At 38.2% G+C, this 18,997-nt stretch carries 21 protein-coding genes; 13 read left to right on the forward strand and 8 right to left on the reverse strand.

Annotated elements, in window-relative coordinates:
- Positions 1-6 precede the first annotated feature (6 nt).
- The gene (locus tag HMPREF9096_RS07465; RefSeq protein WP_009499789.1) at positions 7-774 is read left to right on the forward strand and encodes an amino acid ABC transporter ATP-binding protein; all 768 of its coding nucleotides are present in this window, start codon (positions 7-9) and stop codon (positions 772-774) included.
- Between the two features lie 165 nt (positions 775-939).
- Entirely contained in the window at positions 940-1,617 is a 678-nt protein-coding gene (gene pnuC, locus HMPREF9096_RS07460) for a nicotinamide riboside transporter PnuC (protein ID WP_009499790.1), read from the forward strand.
- 70 nt (positions 1,618-1,687) lie between these two features.
- Here pnuC and gorA read toward each other — a convergent pair whose 3' ends face one another.
- Together gorA and HMPREF9096_RS07450 are read right to left on the reverse strand one after the other, a co-directional pair.
- Entirely contained in the window at positions 1,688-3,058 is a 1,371-nt protein-coding gene (gorA, locus tag HMPREF9096_RS07455) for a glutathione-disulfide reductase (protein ID WP_009499791.1), read from the reverse strand.
- A gap of 231 nt (positions 3,059-3,289) precedes the next feature.
- Positions 3,290-3,889 carry a YajG family lipoprotein gene (locus HMPREF9096_RS07450; RefSeq protein WP_009499792.1) on the reverse strand — a complete coding sequence of 200 codons (600 nt, stop codon included), beginning with the start codon at positions 3,887-3,889 and terminating at the stop codon, positions 3,290-3,292.
- Positions 3,890-3,981: 92 nt separating this feature from the next.
- Here HMPREF9096_RS07450 and HMPREF9096_RS07445 point away from each other — a divergent pair, with 92 nt between their 5' ends.
- From HMPREF9096_RS07445 to mnmA, 10 genes are all read left to right on the forward strand, one after another.
- Positions 3,982-4,293 carry a BolA family transcriptional regulator gene (locus HMPREF9096_RS07445; protein ID WP_032803239.1) on the forward strand — a complete coding sequence of 104 codons (312 nt, stop codon included), beginning with the start codon at positions 3,982-3,984 and terminating at the stop codon, positions 4,291-4,293.
- Positions 4,294-4,586: 293 nt separating this feature from the next.
- Positions 4,587-5,930 carry a Na(+)-translocating NADH-quinone reductase subunit A gene (locus HMPREF9096_RS07440; RefSeq protein WP_009499795.1) on the forward strand — a complete coding sequence of 448 codons (1,344 nt, stop codon included), beginning with the start codon at positions 4,587-4,589 and terminating at the stop codon, positions 5,928-5,930.
- Positions 5,931-5,932: 2 nt separating this feature from the next.
- Positions 5,933-7,168 (forward strand): NADH:ubiquinone reductase (Na(+)-transporting) subunit B, encoded by a 1,236-nt coding sequence (locus HMPREF9096_RS07435; RefSeq protein WP_009499796.1) that lies wholly within the window; start codon positions 5,933-5,935, stop codon positions 7,166-7,168.
- Positions 7,161-7,946, forward strand: a complete 786-nt coding sequence (locus HMPREF9096_RS07430) for a Na(+)-translocating NADH-quinone reductase subunit C (protein ID WP_009499798.1) — start codon at positions 7,161-7,163, stop codon at positions 7,944-7,946. Before HMPREF9096_RS07435 ends, HMPREF9096_RS07430 begins: the two co-directional genes overlap by 8 nt.
- On the forward strand, positions 7,946-8,575 hold the full coding sequence (locus HMPREF9096_RS07425) for an NADH:ubiquinone reductase (Na(+)-transporting) subunit D (RefSeq protein WP_005633380.1): 630 nt from the start codon (positions 7,946-7,948) through the stop codon (positions 8,573-8,575). Before HMPREF9096_RS07430 ends, HMPREF9096_RS07425 begins: the two co-directional genes overlap by 1 nt.
- Before the next feature lie 3 nt (positions 8,576-8,578).
- Positions 8,579-9,175 carry an NADH:ubiquinone reductase (Na(+)-transporting) subunit E gene (gene nqrE, locus HMPREF9096_RS07420; RefSeq protein ID WP_005633378.1) on the forward strand — a complete coding sequence of 199 codons (597 nt, stop codon included), beginning with the start codon at positions 8,579-8,581 and terminating at the stop codon, positions 9,173-9,175.
- Between the two features lie 10 nt (positions 9,176-9,185).
- Positions 9,186-10,421: an NADH:ubiquinone reductase (Na(+)-transporting) subunit F gene (gene nqrF, locus HMPREF9096_RS07415; RefSeq protein WP_009499801.1), complete on the forward strand. Its 1,236-nt coding sequence runs from the start codon at positions 9,186-9,188 to the stop codon at positions 10,419-10,421.
- Between the two features lie 144 nt (positions 10,422-10,565).
- Positions 10,566-11,606 carry an FAD:protein FMN transferase gene (locus HMPREF9096_RS07410; protein WP_009499802.1) on the forward strand — a complete coding sequence of 347 codons (1,041 nt, stop codon included), beginning with the start codon at positions 10,566-10,568 and terminating at the stop codon, positions 11,604-11,606.
- 2 nt (positions 11,607-11,608) lie between these two features.
- A complete protein-coding gene (gene nqrM, locus HMPREF9096_RS07405) occupies positions 11,609-11,869 on the forward strand; it encodes a (Na+)-NQR maturation NqrM (RefSeq protein WP_005633372.1) in 261 nt (86 codons plus the stop codon).
- 116 nt (positions 11,870-11,985) lie between these two features.
- Positions 11,986-13,137, forward strand: a complete 1,152-nt coding sequence (gene mnmA / locus HMPREF9096_RS07400) for a tRNA 2-thiouridine(34) synthase MnmA (protein ID WP_156791777.1) — start codon at positions 11,986-11,988, stop codon at positions 13,135-13,137.
- Between the two features lie 42 nt (positions 13,138-13,179).
- Here mnmA and pgeF read toward each other — a convergent pair whose 3' ends face one another.
- Both pgeF and rluD read right to left on the reverse strand, forming a co-directional pair.
- Entirely contained in the window at positions 13,180-13,914 is a 735-nt protein-coding gene (pgeF, locus tag HMPREF9096_RS07395; protein WP_009499805.1) for a peptidoglycan editing factor PgeF, read from the reverse strand.
- A gap of 1 nt (position 13,915) precedes the next feature.
- Positions 13,916-14,890, reverse strand: a complete 975-nt coding sequence (rluD, locus tag HMPREF9096_RS07390; RefSeq protein WP_005633366.1) for a 23S rRNA pseudouridine(1911/1915/1917) synthase RluD — start codon at positions 14,888-14,890, stop codon at positions 13,916-13,918.
- Positions 14,891-14,997: 107 nt separating this feature from the next.
- On the opposite strand from rluD, the gene HMPREF9096_RS07385 reads away from it, so the two are divergent.
- Positions 14,998-15,786, forward strand: coding sequence for an outer membrane protein assembly factor BamD (locus tag HMPREF9096_RS07385; RefSeq protein ID WP_032803241.1), 789 nt, complete (start codon positions 14,998-15,000; stop codon positions 15,784-15,786).
- Positions 15,787-15,837: 51 nt separating this feature from the next.
- On the opposite strand, the gene smpB is transcribed toward HMPREF9096_RS07385, so the two are convergent.
- From smpB to yaaA, 4 genes are all read right to left on the reverse strand, one after another.
- Complete coding sequence (gene smpB / locus HMPREF9096_RS07380) at positions 15,838-16,320, reverse strand: SsrA-binding protein SmpB (RefSeq protein WP_005645898.1); 483 nt, start codon at positions 16,318-16,320, stop codon at positions 15,838-15,840.
- Positions 16,321-16,563: 243 nt separating this feature from the next.
- On the reverse strand, positions 16,564-17,529 hold the full coding sequence (gene pfkA, locus HMPREF9096_RS07375; RefSeq protein WP_009499809.1) for a 6-phosphofructokinase: 966 nt from the start codon (positions 17,527-17,529) through the stop codon (positions 16,564-16,566).
- A gap of 107 nt (positions 17,530-17,636) precedes the next feature.
- On the reverse strand, positions 17,637-18,218 hold the full coding sequence (locus tag HMPREF9096_RS07370; protein ID WP_009499810.1) for a hypothetical protein: 582 nt from the start codon (positions 18,216-18,218) through the stop codon (positions 17,637-17,639).
- Entirely contained in the window at positions 18,211-18,987 is a 777-nt protein-coding gene (yaaA, locus tag HMPREF9096_RS07365; RefSeq protein ID WP_032803242.1) for a peroxide stress protein YaaA, read from the reverse strand. Before yaaA ends, HMPREF9096_RS07370 begins: the two co-directional genes overlap by 8 nt.
- Positions 18,988-18,997: the final 10 nt, after the last annotated feature.

Raw genomic sequence — 18,997 nt, forward strand, 5'->3', positions numbered from 1 at the left:
TTGTCTATGTTAAAAGTAAGTAATATTCAGAAAAACTTTAATGGCAATCATGTGTTAAAAGGCATTGATTTTGAAATTAATAAAGGTGAAGTGGTCGCAATTTTAGGGCCTTCTGGTTCTGGAAAAACCACCTTTTTACGTTGCTTAAACTTGCTTGAGAGACCAGAGCAAGGCATTTTGGAATTTACTGATGGTAGTCTAAAAATTGATTTTAGCCAGAAAATTAGTAAAGCAGATGAATTGAAGTTGCGCCGACGTTCATCAATGGTATTTCAACAATATAATTTATTTCCTCATCGTTCCGCCCTTGAAAATATTATGGAAGGAATGGTTGTCGTGCAAAAACAAGATAAGGCTCAGGCTAGAGAAAAGGCTCTTAGCTTGTTAGAAAAGGTAGGGCTAAAAAATAAAGCGGATTTATTCCCATCCCAACTTTCTGGCGGTCAGCAACAGCGAGTTGGAATTGCCCGAGCCCTTGCGGTAAAACCTGATATTATTTTATTAGATGAACCTACATCGGCGTTAGATCCCGAATTAGTTGGCGAGGTGTTACAAACACTAAAAATGCTTGCTCAAGAAGGCTGGACAATGATTATTGTTACGCATGAAATGCAGTTTGCGAAAGATGTTGCAGATCGTGTGATTTTTATGGCAGATGGGAATATTGTAGAACAAAATACAGCAGATAAATTCTTTACTTGTCCACAACACGAGCGAACTAAACAGTTCTTGCTACAAGCAAAAATACCACTTGAGCCAGATTATTGTATTTAAAGTGCGGTAAATTTTTAGAGAGTTTTCTGAATAATGGATTATTTAGGATTTGATTGAAATGTGATGAATTTCACAAGTTGAGAATTAAATTTTTCTGAATCTTTACATTATCAACGCACAATGCAAGAATGATCGCATTCAAATTTAAGTCAACAGGAGTAAATCATGACTTTGTCAGAACGTTTAAAACAAGAATTTGTTTCTGGTTGGAAACCTTTTGAGGTAGTTTGGATTGCGCTTTTCATCATTGCACAGATTTGGGCTTATGTACAAGCGCCAGATTCTTGGTTAGCAATGATTTCTGGTATTTCCGGTATTTTGTGTGTGGTATTAGTAAGTAAAGGTAAAATTAGTAATTATTTCTTTGGATTAGTTTTTGCTTACACTTATTTTTATGTCGCTTGGGGATCAAATTTCTTAGGCGAAATGAATACCGTACTCTATGTATATTTGCCATCTCAATTTATTGGTTACTTCATGTGGAAAGCCAATATGCAAAATAGTGATGGTGGAGAAAGTGTAATTGCAAAATCTTTAACTGTTAAAGGATGGATGACATTAATCGTTGCGACTACGGTTGGGACCTTGCTTTTTGTTCAAGCATTACAAGCGGCTGGTGGTAGTTCAACAGGTTTAGATGGTTTAACCACAATTATTACGGTAGCTGCACAGATTTTAATGATTTTGCGTTATCGTGAACAGTGGTTATTATGGATTGCTTTAAATATCCTTTCTATTTTCTTATGGGCAGAAACACCAGCCATGTACTTAATGTACTCAGCCTACTTACTTAACTCGTTGTACGGTTATTATAACTGGACGAAATTGGTTAAACGTAGCTAAACATACTTAAGCAAAATTAGAAACAAAAAAGAGCGGTAATTTTACCGCTCTTGTTTCTTTGCTTTGAAGATTAACGCATTGTAACGAATTCTTCTGAACCCGTTGGGTGAATAGCCACGGTGTTATCAAAATCAGCTTTTGTTGCGCCCATTTTGATTGCTACGGCAAATCCTTGAATCATTTCATCTACACCAAAACCAATGCCATGTAAACCCACAACTTTTTCATCTTTACCCACACAAACTAATTTCATTTTGCACGGTTGGCGATGTTGAGTGACCGCAGTGTACATTGCAGTGAAAGAGGATTTATATACCTTAACATTTTCAGCGCCATATTGTTCGATAGCTTGAGGTTCAGTTAAACCTACAGTGCCGATTGGTGGATGGCTGAATACAACGGTTGGAACTAAATTGTAATCTAAATGTTCAGTCGGTTTATTATTGAATAAACGCTCAGAAAGGCGGCGACCCGCTGCAACTGCAACCGGTGTTAATTCAATGCCGTTTTCGATAATATCGCCTACTGCATAAATGCCTTTCACATTAGTATTTTGATATTTATCTACTTTGACATAGCCACGTTCATTCGTTTCTACGCCAGCATTTTCTAAGCCAATTGTATCTGTCGCTGGAACACGACCTGCCGCCCAAATAACACAGTCCACAGTAACATCAGATTGACCATCACATTTTACTGTAAGTGAACCATCTGCATTTTTAACAATCTCAGATGGTGTGGAATTGGTATGTAATTGAATTCCATCTTGCGCAAGTACTTCCACTAATGTTTCTACGATTAATGGATCTTGATTACGCATTGGCGCATGGCGACGCACTAATAAATGGGTTTCCACGCCTAGGCTGTTTAATACACCAGAAAGTTCAACGGCAATATAGCCGGCACCGATAACCGCAGCGCGTTTTGGTAATTCTGTTAATGCAAAGAAACCATCTGAATCAATGCCGTATTCTTGTCCTTTAATGTTTGGACGATATGGACGACCACCAGTTGCGATTAAAATATGATCTGCGGTTACTTGTTCTTTTTTACCATCAGCAAGTGTTACTTCAATAGTATGAGCATCTACAAATTTTCCGAAACCATTAATTACATCAATGTTATTTTTCGCTAATACATTGTTATAAGATGTATGAATACGACCAATATAGGCTTGGCGACTTTCAATCAGTTTTGAAAAATCAAATTTTTTCACTTCAACATCAAAGCCATAATCTGGTGCATAATTGTTAATTGCTTCTGCAATGTGTGCACCATAAAACATTACTTTTTTAGGTACGCAACCTACATTTACACAAGTACCGCCAAGATGTTTTGCTTCAATAATTGCGCATTTTTTTCCATAGCTTGCAGCACGATTTAGAGAAGCAATACCGCCACTGCCACCGCCAATAGCGATGTAATCATAATGTTTAGTCATAGTTTGATCCTTTTTTGAACTCAAAAATTTTCCGTATTTTGCCTAATTTTTATGAAGAATGCTATAAATTGATGTAATTGGTTTTATGAATATTTTTATTCTTTTGAACAGATGGTTAGCTTTAGATGATTTTACGTGAAAAGTAGTATGTAGAATAAAATGACATCATAAAAAATGAGGAAGGTTATATTAACCTTCCCCACTTAAGAGCATATCTAATTAGCTATGTGATTAATTAGCATATTGGTTAATCGCAGCGGATACTTCTTGATCTTGATAAATGTTATTCACAATATCGTTAAATGTTTGAGATAGAACTTTTTGAATTTCGTCATTATCTGCGTTTAATGCGCCTTCTTGTGAACGAGTAGCATTAAAAGCTTTGTTATATGAGCCTTTCGCGCCTTGAACATAAACAGTTGCTTGAATTTTTGTATTAAGTTTATAACGAAGATTACCTTGTTCTACTTGCGTAGCAAATTCACGCACATCTACAGTTACCCACGCATTTGATCCATTGGATTGACCAATTCTGAAACCTTTACTAATAAGATTTTGTTGCATCACTTGTTGGAATAATTGTGTAACACTCGGTGATGAATTTAATTTAATGAGTTCTCCACGCTTGGTATAGCTCGCGATATCTTGCGTTGTGCGGCTATCTTTCGTTGTTACATACACAATCGCATTTTGATTAATGTTCATTGTGGCATTCGGTGCTGGTGGTGTGAACGTTAATGTATTTGATTGTGCTTGGCAGCCAGCAAGGAACAGCGTGGCGGCTGTAATACTTACTGCTGATAATGTTTTGATTTTGTTTGATAATGTCATAATTTCCCCAATGAGCCAGTTAAAACTGTGTTATTCTTGCAAACTTCATTGCTAATGTATAGCGTTTCATTGTGATTTTGTGGAGATTTATGATGTCTGTTCAACAAACTATCGAACAAAAAATTCAACTAGAATTTCAACCGCACTTTTTTAGTGTAGAAAATGAAAGCCACTTACATAGTTCTGGTCGTGGCGAGGAATCTCATTTTAAATGTGTGATTGTGAGTAATATTTTTGAAGGAATGCGCAAAGTACAGCGTCATCAATGTGTTTATCAATTGCTTGCAGATGAGCTTAATAGCGGTGTTCATGCGTTAGCATTGCATTTGTTTACTGTAGAAGAATGGCGCGAATTAAGTGAGAAAATTCCCACTTCAACGAAATGCGCAGGCGTTGGACATTAATTTTTTATGTTATGAAAATGTAACATTTTTTTGATATACCGCAAAAGGTTTTTACAAAAAAGTAGGCGTTTAAGTAGCGAAAAAAGCAGATTTTCGCTAGAATAAGGCGTTTAATTTTATCCAAATTCAATTTCTCGATAAGCATGTTTATCGTGAAGTTAACCGATTTGAGTTTTTTATTTTTGTGGCATTAATGTCTTTTAAAAGGCATTTTGCCACGCTCAAACACGAGATTGCATTTAACTTGCTTATTTGCAATTGTATTTTTAACCTTGAAAAGTAGTGCAAACAGTATGATTACAATTAAGAAAGGCTTGGATCTCCCGATTGCGGGAAAACCAGCACAAGTAATCCACAACGGAAATGTTGTGAATCAAGTTGCGATTCTAGGTGAGGAGTATGTGGGGATGCGTCCTTCGATGAAGGTACGTGAAGGCGATGTTGTAAAGAAAGGCCAAGTGCTTTTTGAAGACAAGAAAAATCCAGGTGTGATTTTTACAGCCCCTGCAAGTGGTACTATCACTGTAATCAATCGTGGTGAGAAGCGCGTATTACAATCTGTCGTAATTAATGTGGAAGGAAATGAGCAAATCACTTTCGCAAAATATAGTGCAGAACAATTGAATACGCTTTCTTCTGAACAAGTAAAACAAAACCTTGTTGAATCAGGTTTATGGACTGCATTACGTACTCGTCCATTTAGCAAAGTGCCTGCGATTGATAGTGAACCAGCCTCAATTTTCGTGAATGCAATGGATACCAATCCATTAGCCGCAGATCCTGCAATCGTGCTAAAAGAATTTTGGCAAGATTTCACGAATGGTTTAACGGTATTAAGTCGTTTATTCCCTTCAAAACCGTTACATTTGTGTAAAGCAGGTGATACCAATATCCCAACAGTTGATCTTGAAAATTTACAGATTCATGATTTTGGTGGCGTTCACCCTGCGGGTCTTATTGGTACTCATATTCATTTTATTGATCCTGTTGGTGTAAATAAAATTGTATGGCACATCAATTATCAAGATGTGATCGCAGTGGGTAAATTATTTACAACAGGCGAGCTTTATGTTGAACGTGTTATTTCTCTTGCTGGTCCGCAAGTGAAAGAGCCTCGTTTAATTCGCACTGTAATTGGCGCTAATCTCTCTCAATTAACCCAAAATGAATTAAGTGCGGGTGAAAATCGCGTAATTTCTGGTTCAGTGCTTTGTGGCCAAACTGCAAAAGGTGCTCATGACTATTTAAGTCGTTATGCATTGCAAGTATCGGTAATCGCTGAAGGTAATGAGAAAGAATTTCTTGGCTGGATTACACCGCAATCAAATAAATATTCAATTACTCGTACAGTGTTGGGTCACTTCGGTAAGAAATTATTCAATTTTACTACCGCAGAAAACGGTGGTGAGCGTGCAATGGTTCCAATTGGTAGCTATGAGCGTGTTATGCCGTTGGATATTTTACCGACATTATTATTACGTGATTTAATCGTGGGTGATACCGATGGTGCTCAAGCGTTAGGTTGTCTTGAATTAGATGAAGAAGACTTAGCATTATGCTCTTTCGTTTGCCCAGGCAAATATGAATACGGTTCAATCTTGCGTCAAGTACTAGATAAGATTGAGAAGGAAGGTTAAAAATGGGTTTGAAAAATCTTTTTGAAAAAATGGAACCCGCGTTTTTACCAGGTGGTAAATACAGCAAGCTTTATCCGATCTTTGAATCGATTTATACCTTGCTTTATACACCAGGTACAGTAACGCACAAAAATACTCACGTTCGTGATGCGTTAGACTCAAAACGTATGATGATTACGGTTTTCCTTGCGTTGTTCCCTGCGATTTTCTACGGGATGTACAATGTGGGTAACCAAGCGATTCCAGCCTTAAATCAATTAGGCAATTTAGATCAACTAATTGCTAACGATTGGCATTATGCCTTTGCAAGTTCATTAGGTTTAGATTTAACAGCCAATGCAACTTGGGGCTCAAAAATGGCTCTGGGAGCGATCTTCTTCTTACCAATTTACTTAGTGGTGTTTACCGTTTGTACAATTTGGGAGTTGTTATTCTCAGTGGTGCGTGGTCATGAAGTAAATGAAGGGATGTTCGTTTCAACCATTTTATTTGCGTTGATCGTTCCTCCAACATTGCCATTATGGCAAGCCGCATTAGGTATTACTTTTGGTATCGTTGTTGCAAAAGAAATTTTTGGTGGCGTTGGTCGTAACTTCATGAACCCTGCACTTGCAGGCCGAGCTTTCTTGTTCTTCGCCTATCCAGCTCAAATTTCAGGTGATACTGTTTGGACTGCTGCTGATGGTTTCTCTGGCGCAACCGCACTTTCACAATGGTCACAAGGTGGTCAGGGAGCATTACAACATACAGCCACTGGCGCTCCAATCACTTGGATGGATGCTTTTGTTGGTAACTTACCTGGTTCAATGGGTGAAGTTTCTACGCTTGCAATTTTAATCGGTGGCGCAGTGATTGTGTTCACTCGTATTGCTGCATGGCGCATCATTGCTGGTGTGATGATTGGTATGATTGCAACTTCAACTCTATTCAATTTAGTGGGTTCTGATACTAACCCAATGTTCTCAATGCCTTGGCATTGGCACCTTGTTTTAGGTGGATTTGCATTAGGTATGGTATTTATGGCAACAGACCCTGTTTCAGCATCCTTTACCAATGCAGGTAAGTGGTGGTACGGTGCATTAATTGGTGTAATGGCTGTATTAATTCGTACTGTAAACCCAGCTTATCCGGAGGGAATGATGTTAGCGATTTTATTTGCAAACTTATTTGCACCGATTTTCGACTACATCGTTGTTCAAGCAAATATCAAACGTCGGAGAGCAAGAACAAATGGCTAAGTTTAATAAAGACAGCGTTGGTGGTACAGTTACCGTTGTTGTATTGCTAAGTTTAGTGTGTTCTATCATTGTTTCCGGTGCCGCGGTGGCATTGAAAGCGAAACAAGATGAGCAAAAAGCACTGGACGTTCAACGTAATATTTTAACGGTTGCTGGCTTAATGAAAGAAGATAATGCTTCTGTCATTAAAGACACTTATAACAAGTTTATTGAACCACGTTTAGTGGATTTGCAAAGTGGTGATTTTGTTCAAGCATCAAAAGAGGATGTAGAAAAATTTGATCCAAAAACAGCAGTAAAATCGACCGCACTTAGTCAAGCAATTCCGGTGGAACAAGATAAAGCCGGAATTAAAGTGCGTGCCAATCAAGCGCGAGTTTATCTTGTAAAAGATGAACAAGGTCAAGTCAATCAAGTCATATTGCCGATGTACGGTCGCGGTTTATGGTCAACAATGTACGGTTTTGTTGCGGTTGCCCCAGATGCCAATACCATCAAAGGCATTACTTACTATGATCAAGGTGAAACAGCAGGTCTTGGTGGTGAAATTGCCAATCCGCGTTGGCAAGCACTTTTCGTAGATAAAAAACTGTTTGATGATGATCAACGTGTGGCTATTCGTATTGCTAAAAATGCTTCTTCTAACAAAGAATACGGTGTTGATGCTTTATCAGGTGCAACTTTAACCTCAAATGGAGTGCAAGGTTCCTTTGATTATTGGTTTAGTCAAAACGGTTTTGGTCCATTCTTAGCAAAATTTAAAGCGGGGGCAAGATAATGGCTGATGCAAAAAGCAATTTAAAAGCACTTTTGCTTGATCCGATCGTAAAAAATAACCCGATTGCGCTGCAAATTTTGGGTATTTGTTCTGCATTAGCGGTCACAACTCAACTTCAAACCGCGATCGTTATGGCAATTGCGGTAAGTTTAGTAACTGGTTTTTCTAGTATGTTTATTTCAATGATTCGTCATTACATTCCAAATAGTATTCGTATCATTGTACAACTGGCAATTATCGCTTCTTTGGTAATCTTAGTTGACCAAGTATTGAAAGCTTTTGCTTATGGTTTATCTAAGCAGCTCTCGGTATTTGTAGGCTTGATTATTACTAACTGTATCGTGATGGGCCGTGCAGAAGCTTTTGCGATGAAATCTCGTCCACTTGAGAGCTTTGTTGATGGTATCGGTAACGGTTTAGGTTACGGTGCAATTTTATTAATTGTTGCAACGTTACGTGAGTTAATCGGTTCTGGTCGTTTACTTGGCTTTCCAGTATTCCAAACCATTCAAGACGGTGGTTGGTATCAACCAAACGGCTTGTTCCTTCTTGCACCAAGTGCGTTCTTTATTATCGGCTTCATCATTTGGGGCTTAAGAACGTGGAAACCTGAGCAACAGGAGAAATAATCAATGGAACATTATATTAGCCTATTTGTGAAGGCGATCTTCATTGAAAATATGGCGCTTTCTTTCTTCTTAGGGATGTGTACTTTCCTTGCTGTATCAAAAAAAGTGTCAACCGCATTCGGCTTAGGGGTTGCAGTAACAGTTGTGCTTGGCATTTCTGTGCCAGCGAACCAATTTGTATTTGAACATGTGTTAAAAGATGGCGCCTTAGTTGAAGGGGTAGATTTATCCTTCTTAAGCTTTATTACATTTATCGGTATTATCGCGGGTATCGTTCAAATTCTTGAAATGACGCTCGATAAATTCTTCCCTGCACTGTATAACGCATTGGGGATTTTCCTTCCGCTTATTGCCGTAAACTGTGCGATCTTTGGTGGCGTATCCTTTGCGATTCAACGTGAATATACCTTCGCAGAATCTGCCGTGTACGGTATTGGTGCAGGCTTGGGGTGGATGTTAGCAATTGTTGCGCTTGCAGGTTTAACTGAAAAAATGAAATATGCTGATGTACCGGCAGGCTTGAAAGGATTAGGAATAACCTTTATTTCTGCTGGATTGATGGCGCTTGGCTTTATGTCATTCTCTGGTATTCAATTATAAGGAGGCATAAATGAGCGAATCTTCAATTTTATTATTAGGTGTTGCAGCATTTACCGCTATTATTTTAGTACTCGTTGCGATTATCTTGTTTGCCAAGTCAAAATTAGTCGATTCTGGTGATATTACTATTGGTATCAATAACGATCCAGAGAAAGTGATTACATTACCTGCAGGTGGTAAATTATTAGGTGCTCTAGCAAGTAAAGGTATTTTCGTGTCTTCTGCTTGTGGCGGCGGCGGCTCTTGTGGTCAATGTGTGGTAAAAGTGAAAAATGGTGGCGGAGAAATTCTTCCAACCGAACTTTCTCACATTAACAAACGTGAAGCAAAAGAAGGTTATCGTCTAGCTTGTCAAGTTAACGTGAAAGGTAATATGGAAGTTGAACTTCCAGAAGAAATCTTCGGCGTGAAAAAATGGGAATGTACTGTTATTTCTAACGATAACAAAGCAACCTTTATCAAAGAACTTAAATTAGCGATTCCTGAAGGCGAGGAAGTACCTTTCCGCGCGGGTGGTTATATCCAAATCGAAGCTGAGCCACACGTAGTGAACTATAAAGATTTCGATATTCCTGAAGAATACCACGAAGACTGGGATAAATATGATTTATGGCGTTATGTCTCTAAAGTTGACGAGCATATTATTCGTGCTTACTCAATGGCTTCATACCCTGAAGAGAAAGGCATCATTATGCTTAACGTTCGTATTGCAACGCCTCCTCCGCGTCAACCTGATGCACCTCCAGGTCAAATGTCTTCATACATTTGGTCATTAAAAGCGGGTGATAAAGTCACTATTTCTGGTCCATTTGGTGAATTCTTTGCGAAAGAAACTGATGCTGAAATGGTATTTATCGGTGGTGGTGCGGGTATGGCTCCAATGCGTTCTCATATTTTTGACCAGTTAAAACGTCTTCATTCTAAACGTAAAATGTCATTCTGGTATGGTGCACGTTTAGAACGTGAAATCTTCTATCAAGAAGACTTTGACCAATTACAAGCTGAAAATCCAAACTTTGTATGGCATGTTGCGTTATCAGACGCATTGCCTGAAGATAATTGGACTGGTTATACAGGTTTTATTCACAATGTACTTTATGAAAACTACTTGAAAAATCATGAAGCACCAGAAGATTGTGAATACTATATGTGTGGACCTCCGGTGATGAATGCAGCTGTAATTAAAATGTTGAAAGATCTTGGTGTTGAAGATGAAAACATTTTATTAGATGACTTTGGTGGCTGATTTTAGTTAATCAATTCATCATAAAAACTGACCGCACTTTGTGATGAAGTGCGGTCAAAATTTAAGGTGTTTTTAGAAAATTTTCTATGATTACAGGTAAGTTTTATTGAATTTGCCAGTAATTCGCAGATTTAGGAAATCCAGATGAAAAAATTAATAAGCGGTATCATGGCGGTAACAATCGCATTAAGTCTTGCAGCCTGTCAAAAAGAAACAAAAGTTATCTCATTAAGTGGTAAAACAATGGGAACGACTTATCATGTTAAATATCTTGATGAAGGCTCAATGAAAGCAACATCTGAAAAGACGCATGAAGAAATTGAAGCAATCTTAAAAGATGTGAACGCGAAAATGTCCACTTACAAAAAAGATTCGGAACTGAGTCGTTTCAATCAAAATACCCAAGTGAATACACCGATTGAGATTTCAGCAGATTTTGCCAAAGTATTAGCTGAAGCGATTCGTTTAAATAAAGTGACTGAAGGTGCATTGGATGTAACTGTTGGTCCTGTCGTGAATTTATGGGGATTTGGCCCAGAAAAACGCCCAGAAAAACAACCTACGCCAGAACAATTAGCTGAACGCCAAGCATGGGTTGGTATTGATAAAATTGCCCTCGATATGAGCGGTGCAAAACCGACATTAAGCAAAGCACTTCCTCAAGTTTATGTCGATTTATCCTCGATTGCTAAAGGCTTTGGCGTTGATCAGGTCGCTGAGAAGTTAGAACAATTAAATGCTCAGAATTACATGGTTGAAATCGGAGGTGAAATTCGTGCGAAAGGAAAAAATATTGAAGGTAAACCTTGGCAGATCGCAATTGAAAAACCAACTACGACAGGTGAAAGAGCAGTTGAAGCCGTCATTGGATTAGACAATATGGGAATGGCAAGTTCTGGCGATTATCGTATTTACTTTGAAGAAAATGGTAAGCGCTTTGCTCATGAAATTGATCCGAAAACAGGTTACCCAATTCAGCATCATTTAGCCTCAATTACGGTCCTTGCTCCAACCTCAATGACTGCAGATGGCCTATCAACAGGCTTATTTGTGCTGGGTGAAGACAAGGCGTTAGAAGTGGCTGAGAAAAATAATCTTGCCGTTTACTTAATCATTAAAACAGATAATGGTTTTATCACAAAATCATCCTCTGCTTTCAAAAAATTAACAGAAACAAAAGAATAGTTATGCAAACTTTATTTTTTACTTTGATCGCTTTCGTCGCAATTATATTGTTGATGTCTATCGGATTTATTATCAAAAAACAAAGTTTAAAAGGCAGCTGCGGTGGTTTATCTGCCCTTGGTATTGCTAAAGCTTGCGATTGTGATAAACCTTGTGACACGCTTCAATCAAAATTAGATGCGGGCGATGAACAAGCGAAAGCTGAATATGAGCAAAAATTTGCGAAAAAAGATGATGATTCGCAATTTTATGAAGTGAAATAACTTGCTCAAAAATGACCGCACTTTATGTGCAAAATAAAATTAACGGCAAAATTATTTTGCCGTTTTCTCATTCAATGACCAATGTGCTTCGCCTTAACCGAAGTTACGGGAGAACTATGTTAATTTCAAATACTTATAATCAACACTTTCCTCAACTTACACAAGAACAGCTTGCGAGAAATGGTACCAAAAAAGTAATTTGTGGTATGTCTGGCGGCGTGGATTCTTCTGTGTCAGCTTTTATTCTTCAACAGCAAGGCTATCAGGTGGAAGGCCTGTTTATGAAAAACTGGGAAGAAGATGATGATACGGATTACTGCACTGCAGCAGCTGATCTTGCAGATGCTCAGGCTGTATGTGATAAGTTGGGTATTAAACTACATAAAATTAATTTTGCGGCAGAATATTGGGATAATGTCTTTGAGCATTTTCTGACTGAATATAAAGCAGGGCGCACGCCGAACCCAGATATTTTGTGTAATAAAGAAATTAAATTTAAAGCATTTTTAGAATATGCAGCTGAAGATCTTGGTGCCCATTACATTGCAACAGGACATTATGTACGTAGGGCCGGTGATGATGAAAATGCAAAATTATTACGTGGTCTAGACGCCAATAAAGATCAAAGTTATTTTCTTTATACCTTAAGCCATAAACAAGTAGGGCAAAGTTTATTCCCTGTTGGTGAAATTGAGAAGCCGATTGTTCGCGCTATTGCTGAAGATCTTGGCTTAATTACGGCGAAGAAAAAAGACTCTACTGGTATTTGTTTTATTGGTGAACGTAAATTTAAGGATTTCTTAGCTCGTTACTTACCGGCTCAGCCTGGTGATATTCGTACTGTTGATGGTGAAATTATTGGTCGTCATGATGGTTTGATGTATCACACGTTGGGACAGCGTAAAGGATTAGGCATTGGTGGTTTACAAAATGCGGGTGATGAGGCTTGGTATGTGGTAGATAAGGATGTGGAAAATAATGAACTTATTGTCGCTCAGGGGCATGACCATCCTCGTTTATTTTCTAAAGGTTTGATTGCTAGCCAATTACATTGGGTTGATCGCGAACCAATGCGTGAATTATTACGTTGCACGGTGAAAACGCGTTATCGCCAACAAGATATTCCTTGTGTTATTGAACCTATTGATGATGAAACTATTAGAGTGATTTTCGATGAACCTCAACCAGCCGTCACACCAGGACAATCTGCCGTATTTTACCTTGGTGAGGTTTGTTTGGGCGGCGGGATTATTGAAGAAAGAATATAAAATAAAGATACTAAAAGCGCATTTTATGCGCTTTTAGACTATTTATTCAAACCAAATGACACTTGCCATTCGGCCCGTTTGATTGTCACGGCGATAAGAAAAGAACAATTCTTTTTCATTGAATGTACAGTGATTTCCACCATAAATTTGCGTAATGCCTAGATTGTTTAATCGCTGAGTTGCAATTTGATAAAGATTACCTAGGTATTTACCTTCTTCCATTGCATCTGGTTGAAAGGCGAGTTTGGCTTTTTCATCTACCGTAACAAACTGTTTTACAACATCAATTCCAACTTGAAATGCTGTTGGGCCAATTGCAGGGCCAAACCACGCGATAATATCTTTAGGTTTGGCCTGAAAGCATTTTACCGTTTCTTCCAATACGCCATCACATAAACCACGCCAGCCAGCATGTGCTGCAGCTACTTCATTGCCTGATGTTGTGGTGAATAGAACCGGCAAACAGTCAGCAGTCATAACAGCACAAACTTGATGAGGTACATTTGTATAAACTGCATCCGCTTCAAGATTTTGTCCTGAATAAGGTAATTGAATGATTCGAGTGCTGTGTGTTTGAGTTAGAAATATAGGTGTTTGTGGCAAACCAAATTTTTCGACTAATAAAGTGCGGTTGGTTTTTACCGCACTTTTGTTATCACCGACATGATCGCCTAAGTTAAAACTAAAATAAGGCGCTAAGCTCACGCCCCCTTCACGAGTAGTGGTAAAGGCATGAACATTCTTTGGAACGTTCCAATTTGGGTTAATCGCTTGCATATTAATAATCTAACTCATCTTGGTGTTCGAGATAGTCGGCTTTGAGTGCATTTAGCAATTCAACAAAGTCATCAGGTAATGGGGCATACCATTCCATCATTTCACCTGTAATTGGATGAGCTAAGCGTAACATGACAGCATGTAAAGCTTGACGTTTGAAATTGCGCAATACTTCCATAAAGTCTTCACTCGCATTTTTAGGCGGACGAGGGCGTCCTCCATAGGTTTGATCGCCTAGCAATGGATGGGCAATATGTGCCATATGAACGCGGATTTGATGCGTACGGCCAGTTTCTAAACGTAAACGTAAACGGGTGTAGTTACGGTAATTTTCCATAATACGATAATGGGTGACTGCTGGTTTTCCCATTGGATGAACCGCCATTAAAGTACGTTTGGTTGCATGACGAGCCATAGGTTGATCCACTGTGCCACCTTTGGTCATAATGCCTGAAGCGACAGCTTCATATTCACGCGTAATTTTGCGTTTTTGTAAGTCGCGTACTAACTTAGTTTGTGCTGGAATAGTTTTCGCAACAACCATTAGGCCTGTCGTATCTTTATCTAATCGATGTACAATTCCTGCACGCGGTACTTCTGCAATCGGCGGATAATGATAGAGTAGCGCATTGAGCACAGTTCCATTTGGATTGCCAGCACCAGGGTGTACCACAAGATCTTTAGGTTTATTAATCACAATAATGTCGTCATCTTCATACACGATATTCAATGGAATATTTTCTGGTTCAAAACGTGTCTCATCTTCCACTTCAACGGTGATTTCTATTTTTTCTCCTCCGAGCACTTTCTCACGAGGAATATTGGCTATACGATCATTAAGTTTTACGAGATCGGCTTCAATCCACGTTTTTAATCGGGAGCGAGAATATTCAGGGAACAACTCTGCAAGTGTTTGGTCTAAACGCTGTCCCATTTGTTCTGGCTGCACTTCAGCTGAAAGGGTAATTTGTGGCATAAATAGCTCTCAAAAATTTTAAAAGTTGGCTTATTGATTAATGTTCTATACAATAGCGGACAATTGTATCTTATTTATTGGTTTTCGTAAAAATTAAGGAAAAAACAATGCGTAAAATAAAATCTTTGGCATTGCTTGCCGTGGCAGCATTGGTTGTTGGATGTTCAAGTAGTTCAAAAGATGTTGAGCAAGCATCAGTAAATGAGTTGTACACTAAAGGTGTTACATCATTACAAGAAGGCGGTTATTCTGAAGCTATTCGTTATTTAAAAGCGGCGACTGAACGTTTCCCTGGTAGTATTTATCAAGAGCAGGCGATGCTAGATTTAATTTATGCAAACTATAAAGCACAAGATTATACGCAAGTATTATTGACGGTAGATAGCTTTTTACATCAATTCCCACAAAGTCCGAACCAAGACTATGCAGTCTATATGGCGGGGTTAACCAATGCCGCAACAGGTGATAATTTCATTCAAGATTTCTTTGGAATTGATCGTGCGACACGTGAAACCACTTCTATGCGTACCGCTTTTTCTAATTTCCAAAATTTAGTTCGTGTATTCCCTAATAGTCCTTATGCTCAAGATGCTTTAGCGCGTATGGCTTATATTAAAGATGCACTTGCTCGCCATGAGTTAGATATTGCAAAATTCTATGCAAAACGTGATGCTTGGGTTGCAGTGTCAAACCGTGTAGTTGGAATGTTGAAACAATATCCTGATGCTAAAGCAACTTATGAAGGTTTGTCTTTGATGAAAGAAGCTTATGAAAAAATGGGTTTAACAGCATTAGCCAATGATACCCAAAAAATTATTGATGCGAATAAAGATAAAACTTTTGCACCAATTGAAAAACCAGATGAGCCAGAATTAAAAGTTCCGACTGCTAAATAGCTATAAGATATGAATAAAAAGCCCGAATAATTTCGGGCTTTTTGCTATATATTATCCTCGATGTGCATTTTTCATAATGCGATCTTTTGTTACTTTCCATTCACGCTCTTTAATATCATCGCGTTTATCATGTTGTTTTTTACCTTTGGCTAAACCAATCTTGACTTTTGCCCATGCACTTTTCCAATAAAGAGAAAGCGCTACGATGGTAAAACCGTCTCGGTTTGCTTTGCCAAATAGGGATGCTAATTCGCGTTTATTTAATAATAACTTACGAGTGCGAGTTGGATCACAAATAATATGCGTTGATGCAACATTTAATGGCTGAATGCTTGCGCCGAATAAAAAGGCTTCGCCATTTTTAAAAATGACATAACTATCACTAATGTTTGCCTTGCCTGCGCGCATTGATTTGACTTCCCAGCCTTGTAATTCAAGACCCGCTTCAATTTCATCTTCTATAAAATAATCATGTCTCGCACGTTTATTCAGTGCGATAGTGTTTGATCCTGGTTTTACTTTTTTCTTTGTCATAATTTTTATACCTTATTTTGCTTGGCGCATTTTATCGGATATCTATTTTTATAGCAAAAAAGATCATCTAGGTAGAACTGGCAGTCGCGTTTATTTTCAAATTTTAAAAGATAAAGGATTTATAGAAAACTCAAGAAAAAATCACCGCACTTTTGTAAAAAAAACAGACACATTGCTGTGTCTGTTTAAGTGAGATAAAAATATTAATTAAGTTTTGGTGATTTATATAAAGTAAATAAACGATTATTCCAAACGTTTTGCCACTTTAAGCCAATCAGCTTTAAATTCACGATGCATATTATTAATTGCATCAATAATATCATGGTGAACAAGTTGTTCATTTTGGATGCCTACGCAGTAGCCACCTTTACCTTGCAGCAATAAATCTACCGCGTATGCGCCCATACGTGAAGCAAGAATACGGTCAAAAGCACAAGGAGAACCGCCACGTTGAATATGCCCTAAAACAGTTGCACGAGTTTCGTGCCCAACGCGAGCTTCAATTTCTTTTGCGAGAGAATGAACATCGGTTAAAAGTTCAGTGATTGCAATAATTGCATGGCGTTTACCACGAATAATGCTACGTTCAATTTGTTGAATTAATTCTTCGCGATTAAATTCAATTTCTGATGCGACGATATATTCGCAACCACCGGCAATACCTGCAGAAATTGTTAAGTCACTACAATGGCGCCCCATAATTTCAACGATAGAAATCCGTTGGTGTGAGCTTGATGTATCGCGTAAACGGTCGATTGCATCGACTGCAGTTTGTAATGCAGTTTGATAGCCGATGGTATAGTCAGTACCTGCAACATCATTATCAATAGTGCCAGGTAAGCCAACACAAGGGAAACCATGTTCTTCGGTTAACAATTTTGCGCCCATGTAAGAACCGTCACCACCGATAACCACAAGTGCATCAATGCCGTGAGAACGTAAAATTTCTGCGCATTTCACACGAACATTTGGATCTTTAAATTCAGGAAAGCGTGCAGAACCTAAGAAAGTACCGCCACGATTAATCACATCAGATACGCTGTAGCGGTTTAGTTGTTTGATTTTATTGTTGTATAAGCCTTGGTAACCATCATAGATACCAAACACTTCTAGGCCTTCTGCAAGTGCTGAACGTACTACGCCACGAATTGCTGCATTCATACCTGGCGCATCGCCACCACTTGTTAAAACTGCAATTTTTTTAATCATATTTACCTACTTTTAACCGTAATTGGAAACTGGCATAAGATTACATCATTAGAGGTATCTGCTCTAGCAAAATCTGATGAGATTTTGATCCGGCATAATTTTTTACATTATTTTTGACAGAACAGTTGCCACTTCAAATCTTGTAAATGTTTTCTTTCTATGTCCACAACGTATTTTTGCAAATGTTGTTGCACTTTATCGACGGATAAATGTTTAGAAAGTGTTGGTTGCTGTACTTTTTGCGAATATTGATACTGAACAAAGCCACATTGTGGTAATTGTCGTCCTTTCATCACATTTACTTGCCAAGATGGATTTTCCTTTGTTGGCGAATAGATGACATACCCATTTAATTCATTTGGATTCGTAGAATTTTCTGGAATAGCATCGAAATGGAAATCTTTTACGCCTGTATTACGATAAATTCGTTCTCTCAATGCGATCCGCTCTTTAATTGAACGCGTAGGTTGATTGCGATCAAAGAGAATTTCAATTTCAGATTGCCAATTTTCTAGCGTATCTGGCTTAGCTATATAAACATAGCGTGCAATGGTTTCTAAATCTTGGCTGCCGGTAAGGGCATAATTTTTACCGTTGTGCTCTAACTGTGTAGGAACATTTAATTGAGTCAGTTTAGTTGCACAGCCAGAGAGTATAAGTGCGGTCAATATAACAAAAATTTTATTCATTGATATCTCGCTTAAATACAAATTCGGTTTCAGTGGATGATGCTGAATCAAACCAATAACTAGCTAAATCAAATTCTTTTAACTGTTCAATGTCGGTTAAACGATTTTGAATAAGATAACGGCACATTAAGCCTCGAGCTTTTTTCGCATAAAAGCTAATTACTTTGTATTTGCCATTTTTATTGTCTAAGAAAACTGGCTTAATAATTTTGGCATTAAGCTGGTTTTCTTTAACAGATTTATAATATTCATCAGAGGCTAAATTTATCAGAACATTATCACCTTGTGCATCTATAGCTTGTTGAACCGCTTGAGTGATCACATTTCCCCAAAAGGCATACAGATCTTTTCCTTTCGGATTGGCTAATTTTGTGCCCATTTCTAATCGGTAAGGTTGCATTAAATCAAGCGGTTTTAAAAGCCCATAAAGCCCTGAAAGCATACGTAAATGGGATTGCGCAAAGGCAACATCATCTTCTGAAAGGGAATCAGCATCTAAACCAGTATAAACATCGCCTTTAAATGCAAATAATGCAGCGCGAGAATTGTTTTCATTGTGAATTTTTGTCCATTCTGCAAAGCGTGCGGCATTTAAACCAGCTAACTTATCGCTGATAGACATAAGAGATGAAAGATCTTGCGGAGAAAGTTTACGACAAACTTCAATAAGCTGTTCGCTGTAATCAGTAAAGTGCGGTTGAGAAACAGCAAAATTTTTTACCGCACTTTCAAAATCAAGGGTTTTCGCAGGGGAGATAATGGCTAACATAATTGTCCTT

This window comes from Haemophilus sp. oral taxon 851 str. F0397, assembly GCF_000242295.1.
GTDB lineage: Bacteria > Pseudomonadota > Gammaproteobacteria > Enterobacterales > Pasteurellaceae > Haemophilus.

Bases quoted from the DNA above. Each gene is read 5' to 3' on its own strand.
- HMPREF9096_RS07465 (WP_009499789.1), top strand. From the start codon at position 7: ATGTTAAAAGTAAGTAATATTCAGAAAAACTTTAATGGCAATCATGTG.
- pnuC (WP_009499790.1), top strand. From the start codon at position 940: ATGACTTTGTCAGAACGTTTAAAACAAGAATTTGTTTCTGGTTGGAAA.
- gorA (WP_009499791.1), bottom strand. From the start codon at position 3,058: ATGACTAAACATTATGATTACATCGCTATTGGCGGTGGCAGTGGCGGT.
- HMPREF9096_RS07450 (WP_009499792.1), bottom strand. From the start codon at position 3,889: ATGACATTATCAAACAAAATCAAAACATTATCAGCAGTAAGTATTACA.
- HMPREF9096_RS07445 (WP_032803239.1), top strand. From the start codon at position 3,982: ATGTCTGTTCAACAAACTATCGAACAAAAAATTCAACTAGAATTTCAA.
- HMPREF9096_RS07440 (WP_009499795.1), top strand. From the start codon at position 4,587: ATGATTACAATTAAGAAAGGCTTGGATCTCCCGATTGCGGGAAAACCA.
- HMPREF9096_RS07435 (WP_009499796.1), top strand. From the start codon at position 5,933: ATGGGTTTGAAAAATCTTTTTGAAAAAATGGAACCCGCGTTTTTACCA.
- HMPREF9096_RS07430 (WP_009499798.1), top strand. From the start codon at position 7,161: ATGGCTAAGTTTAATAAAGACAGCGTTGGTGGTACAGTTACCGTTGTT.
- HMPREF9096_RS07425 (WP_005633380.1), top strand. From the start codon at position 7,946: ATGGCTGATGCAAAAAGCAATTTAAAAGCACTTTTGCTTGATCCGATC.
- nqrE (WP_005633378.1), top strand. From the start codon at position 8,579: ATGGAACATTATATTAGCCTATTTGTGAAGGCGATCTTCATTGAAAAT.
- nqrF (WP_009499801.1), top strand. From the start codon at position 9,186: ATGAGCGAATCTTCAATTTTATTATTAGGTGTTGCAGCATTTACCGCT.
- HMPREF9096_RS07410 (WP_009499802.1), top strand. From the start codon at position 10,566: ATGAAAAAATTAATAAGCGGTATCATGGCGGTAACAATCGCATTAAGT.
- nqrM (WP_005633372.1), top strand. From the start codon at position 11,609: ATGCAAACTTTATTTTTTACTTTGATCGCTTTCGTCGCAATTATATTG.
- mnmA (WP_156791777.1), top strand. From the start codon at position 11,986: ATGTTAATTTCAAATACTTATAATCAACACTTTCCTCAACTTACACAA.
- pgeF (WP_009499805.1), bottom strand. From the start codon at position 13,914: ATGCAAGCGATTAACCCAAATTGGAACGTTCCAAAGAATGTTCATGCC.
- rluD (WP_005633366.1), bottom strand. From the start codon at position 14,890: ATGCCACAAATTACCCTTTCAGCTGAAGTGCAGCCAGAACAAATGGGA.
- HMPREF9096_RS07385 (WP_032803241.1), top strand. From the start codon at position 14,998: ATGCGTAAAATAAAATCTTTGGCATTGCTTGCCGTGGCAGCATTGGTT.
- smpB (WP_005645898.1), bottom strand. From the start codon at position 16,320: ATGACAAAGAAAAAAGTAAAACCAGGATCAAACACTATCGCACTGAAT.
- pfkA (WP_009499809.1), bottom strand. From the start codon at position 17,529: ATGATTAAAAAAATTGCAGTTTTAACAAGTGGTGGCGATGCGCCAGGT.
- HMPREF9096_RS07370 (WP_009499810.1), bottom strand. From the start codon at position 18,218: ATGAATAAAATTTTTGTTATATTGACCGCACTTATACTCTCTGGCTGT.
- yaaA (WP_032803242.1), bottom strand. From the start codon at position 18,987: ATGTTAGCCATTATCTCCCCTGCGAAAACCCTTGATTTTGAAAGTGCG.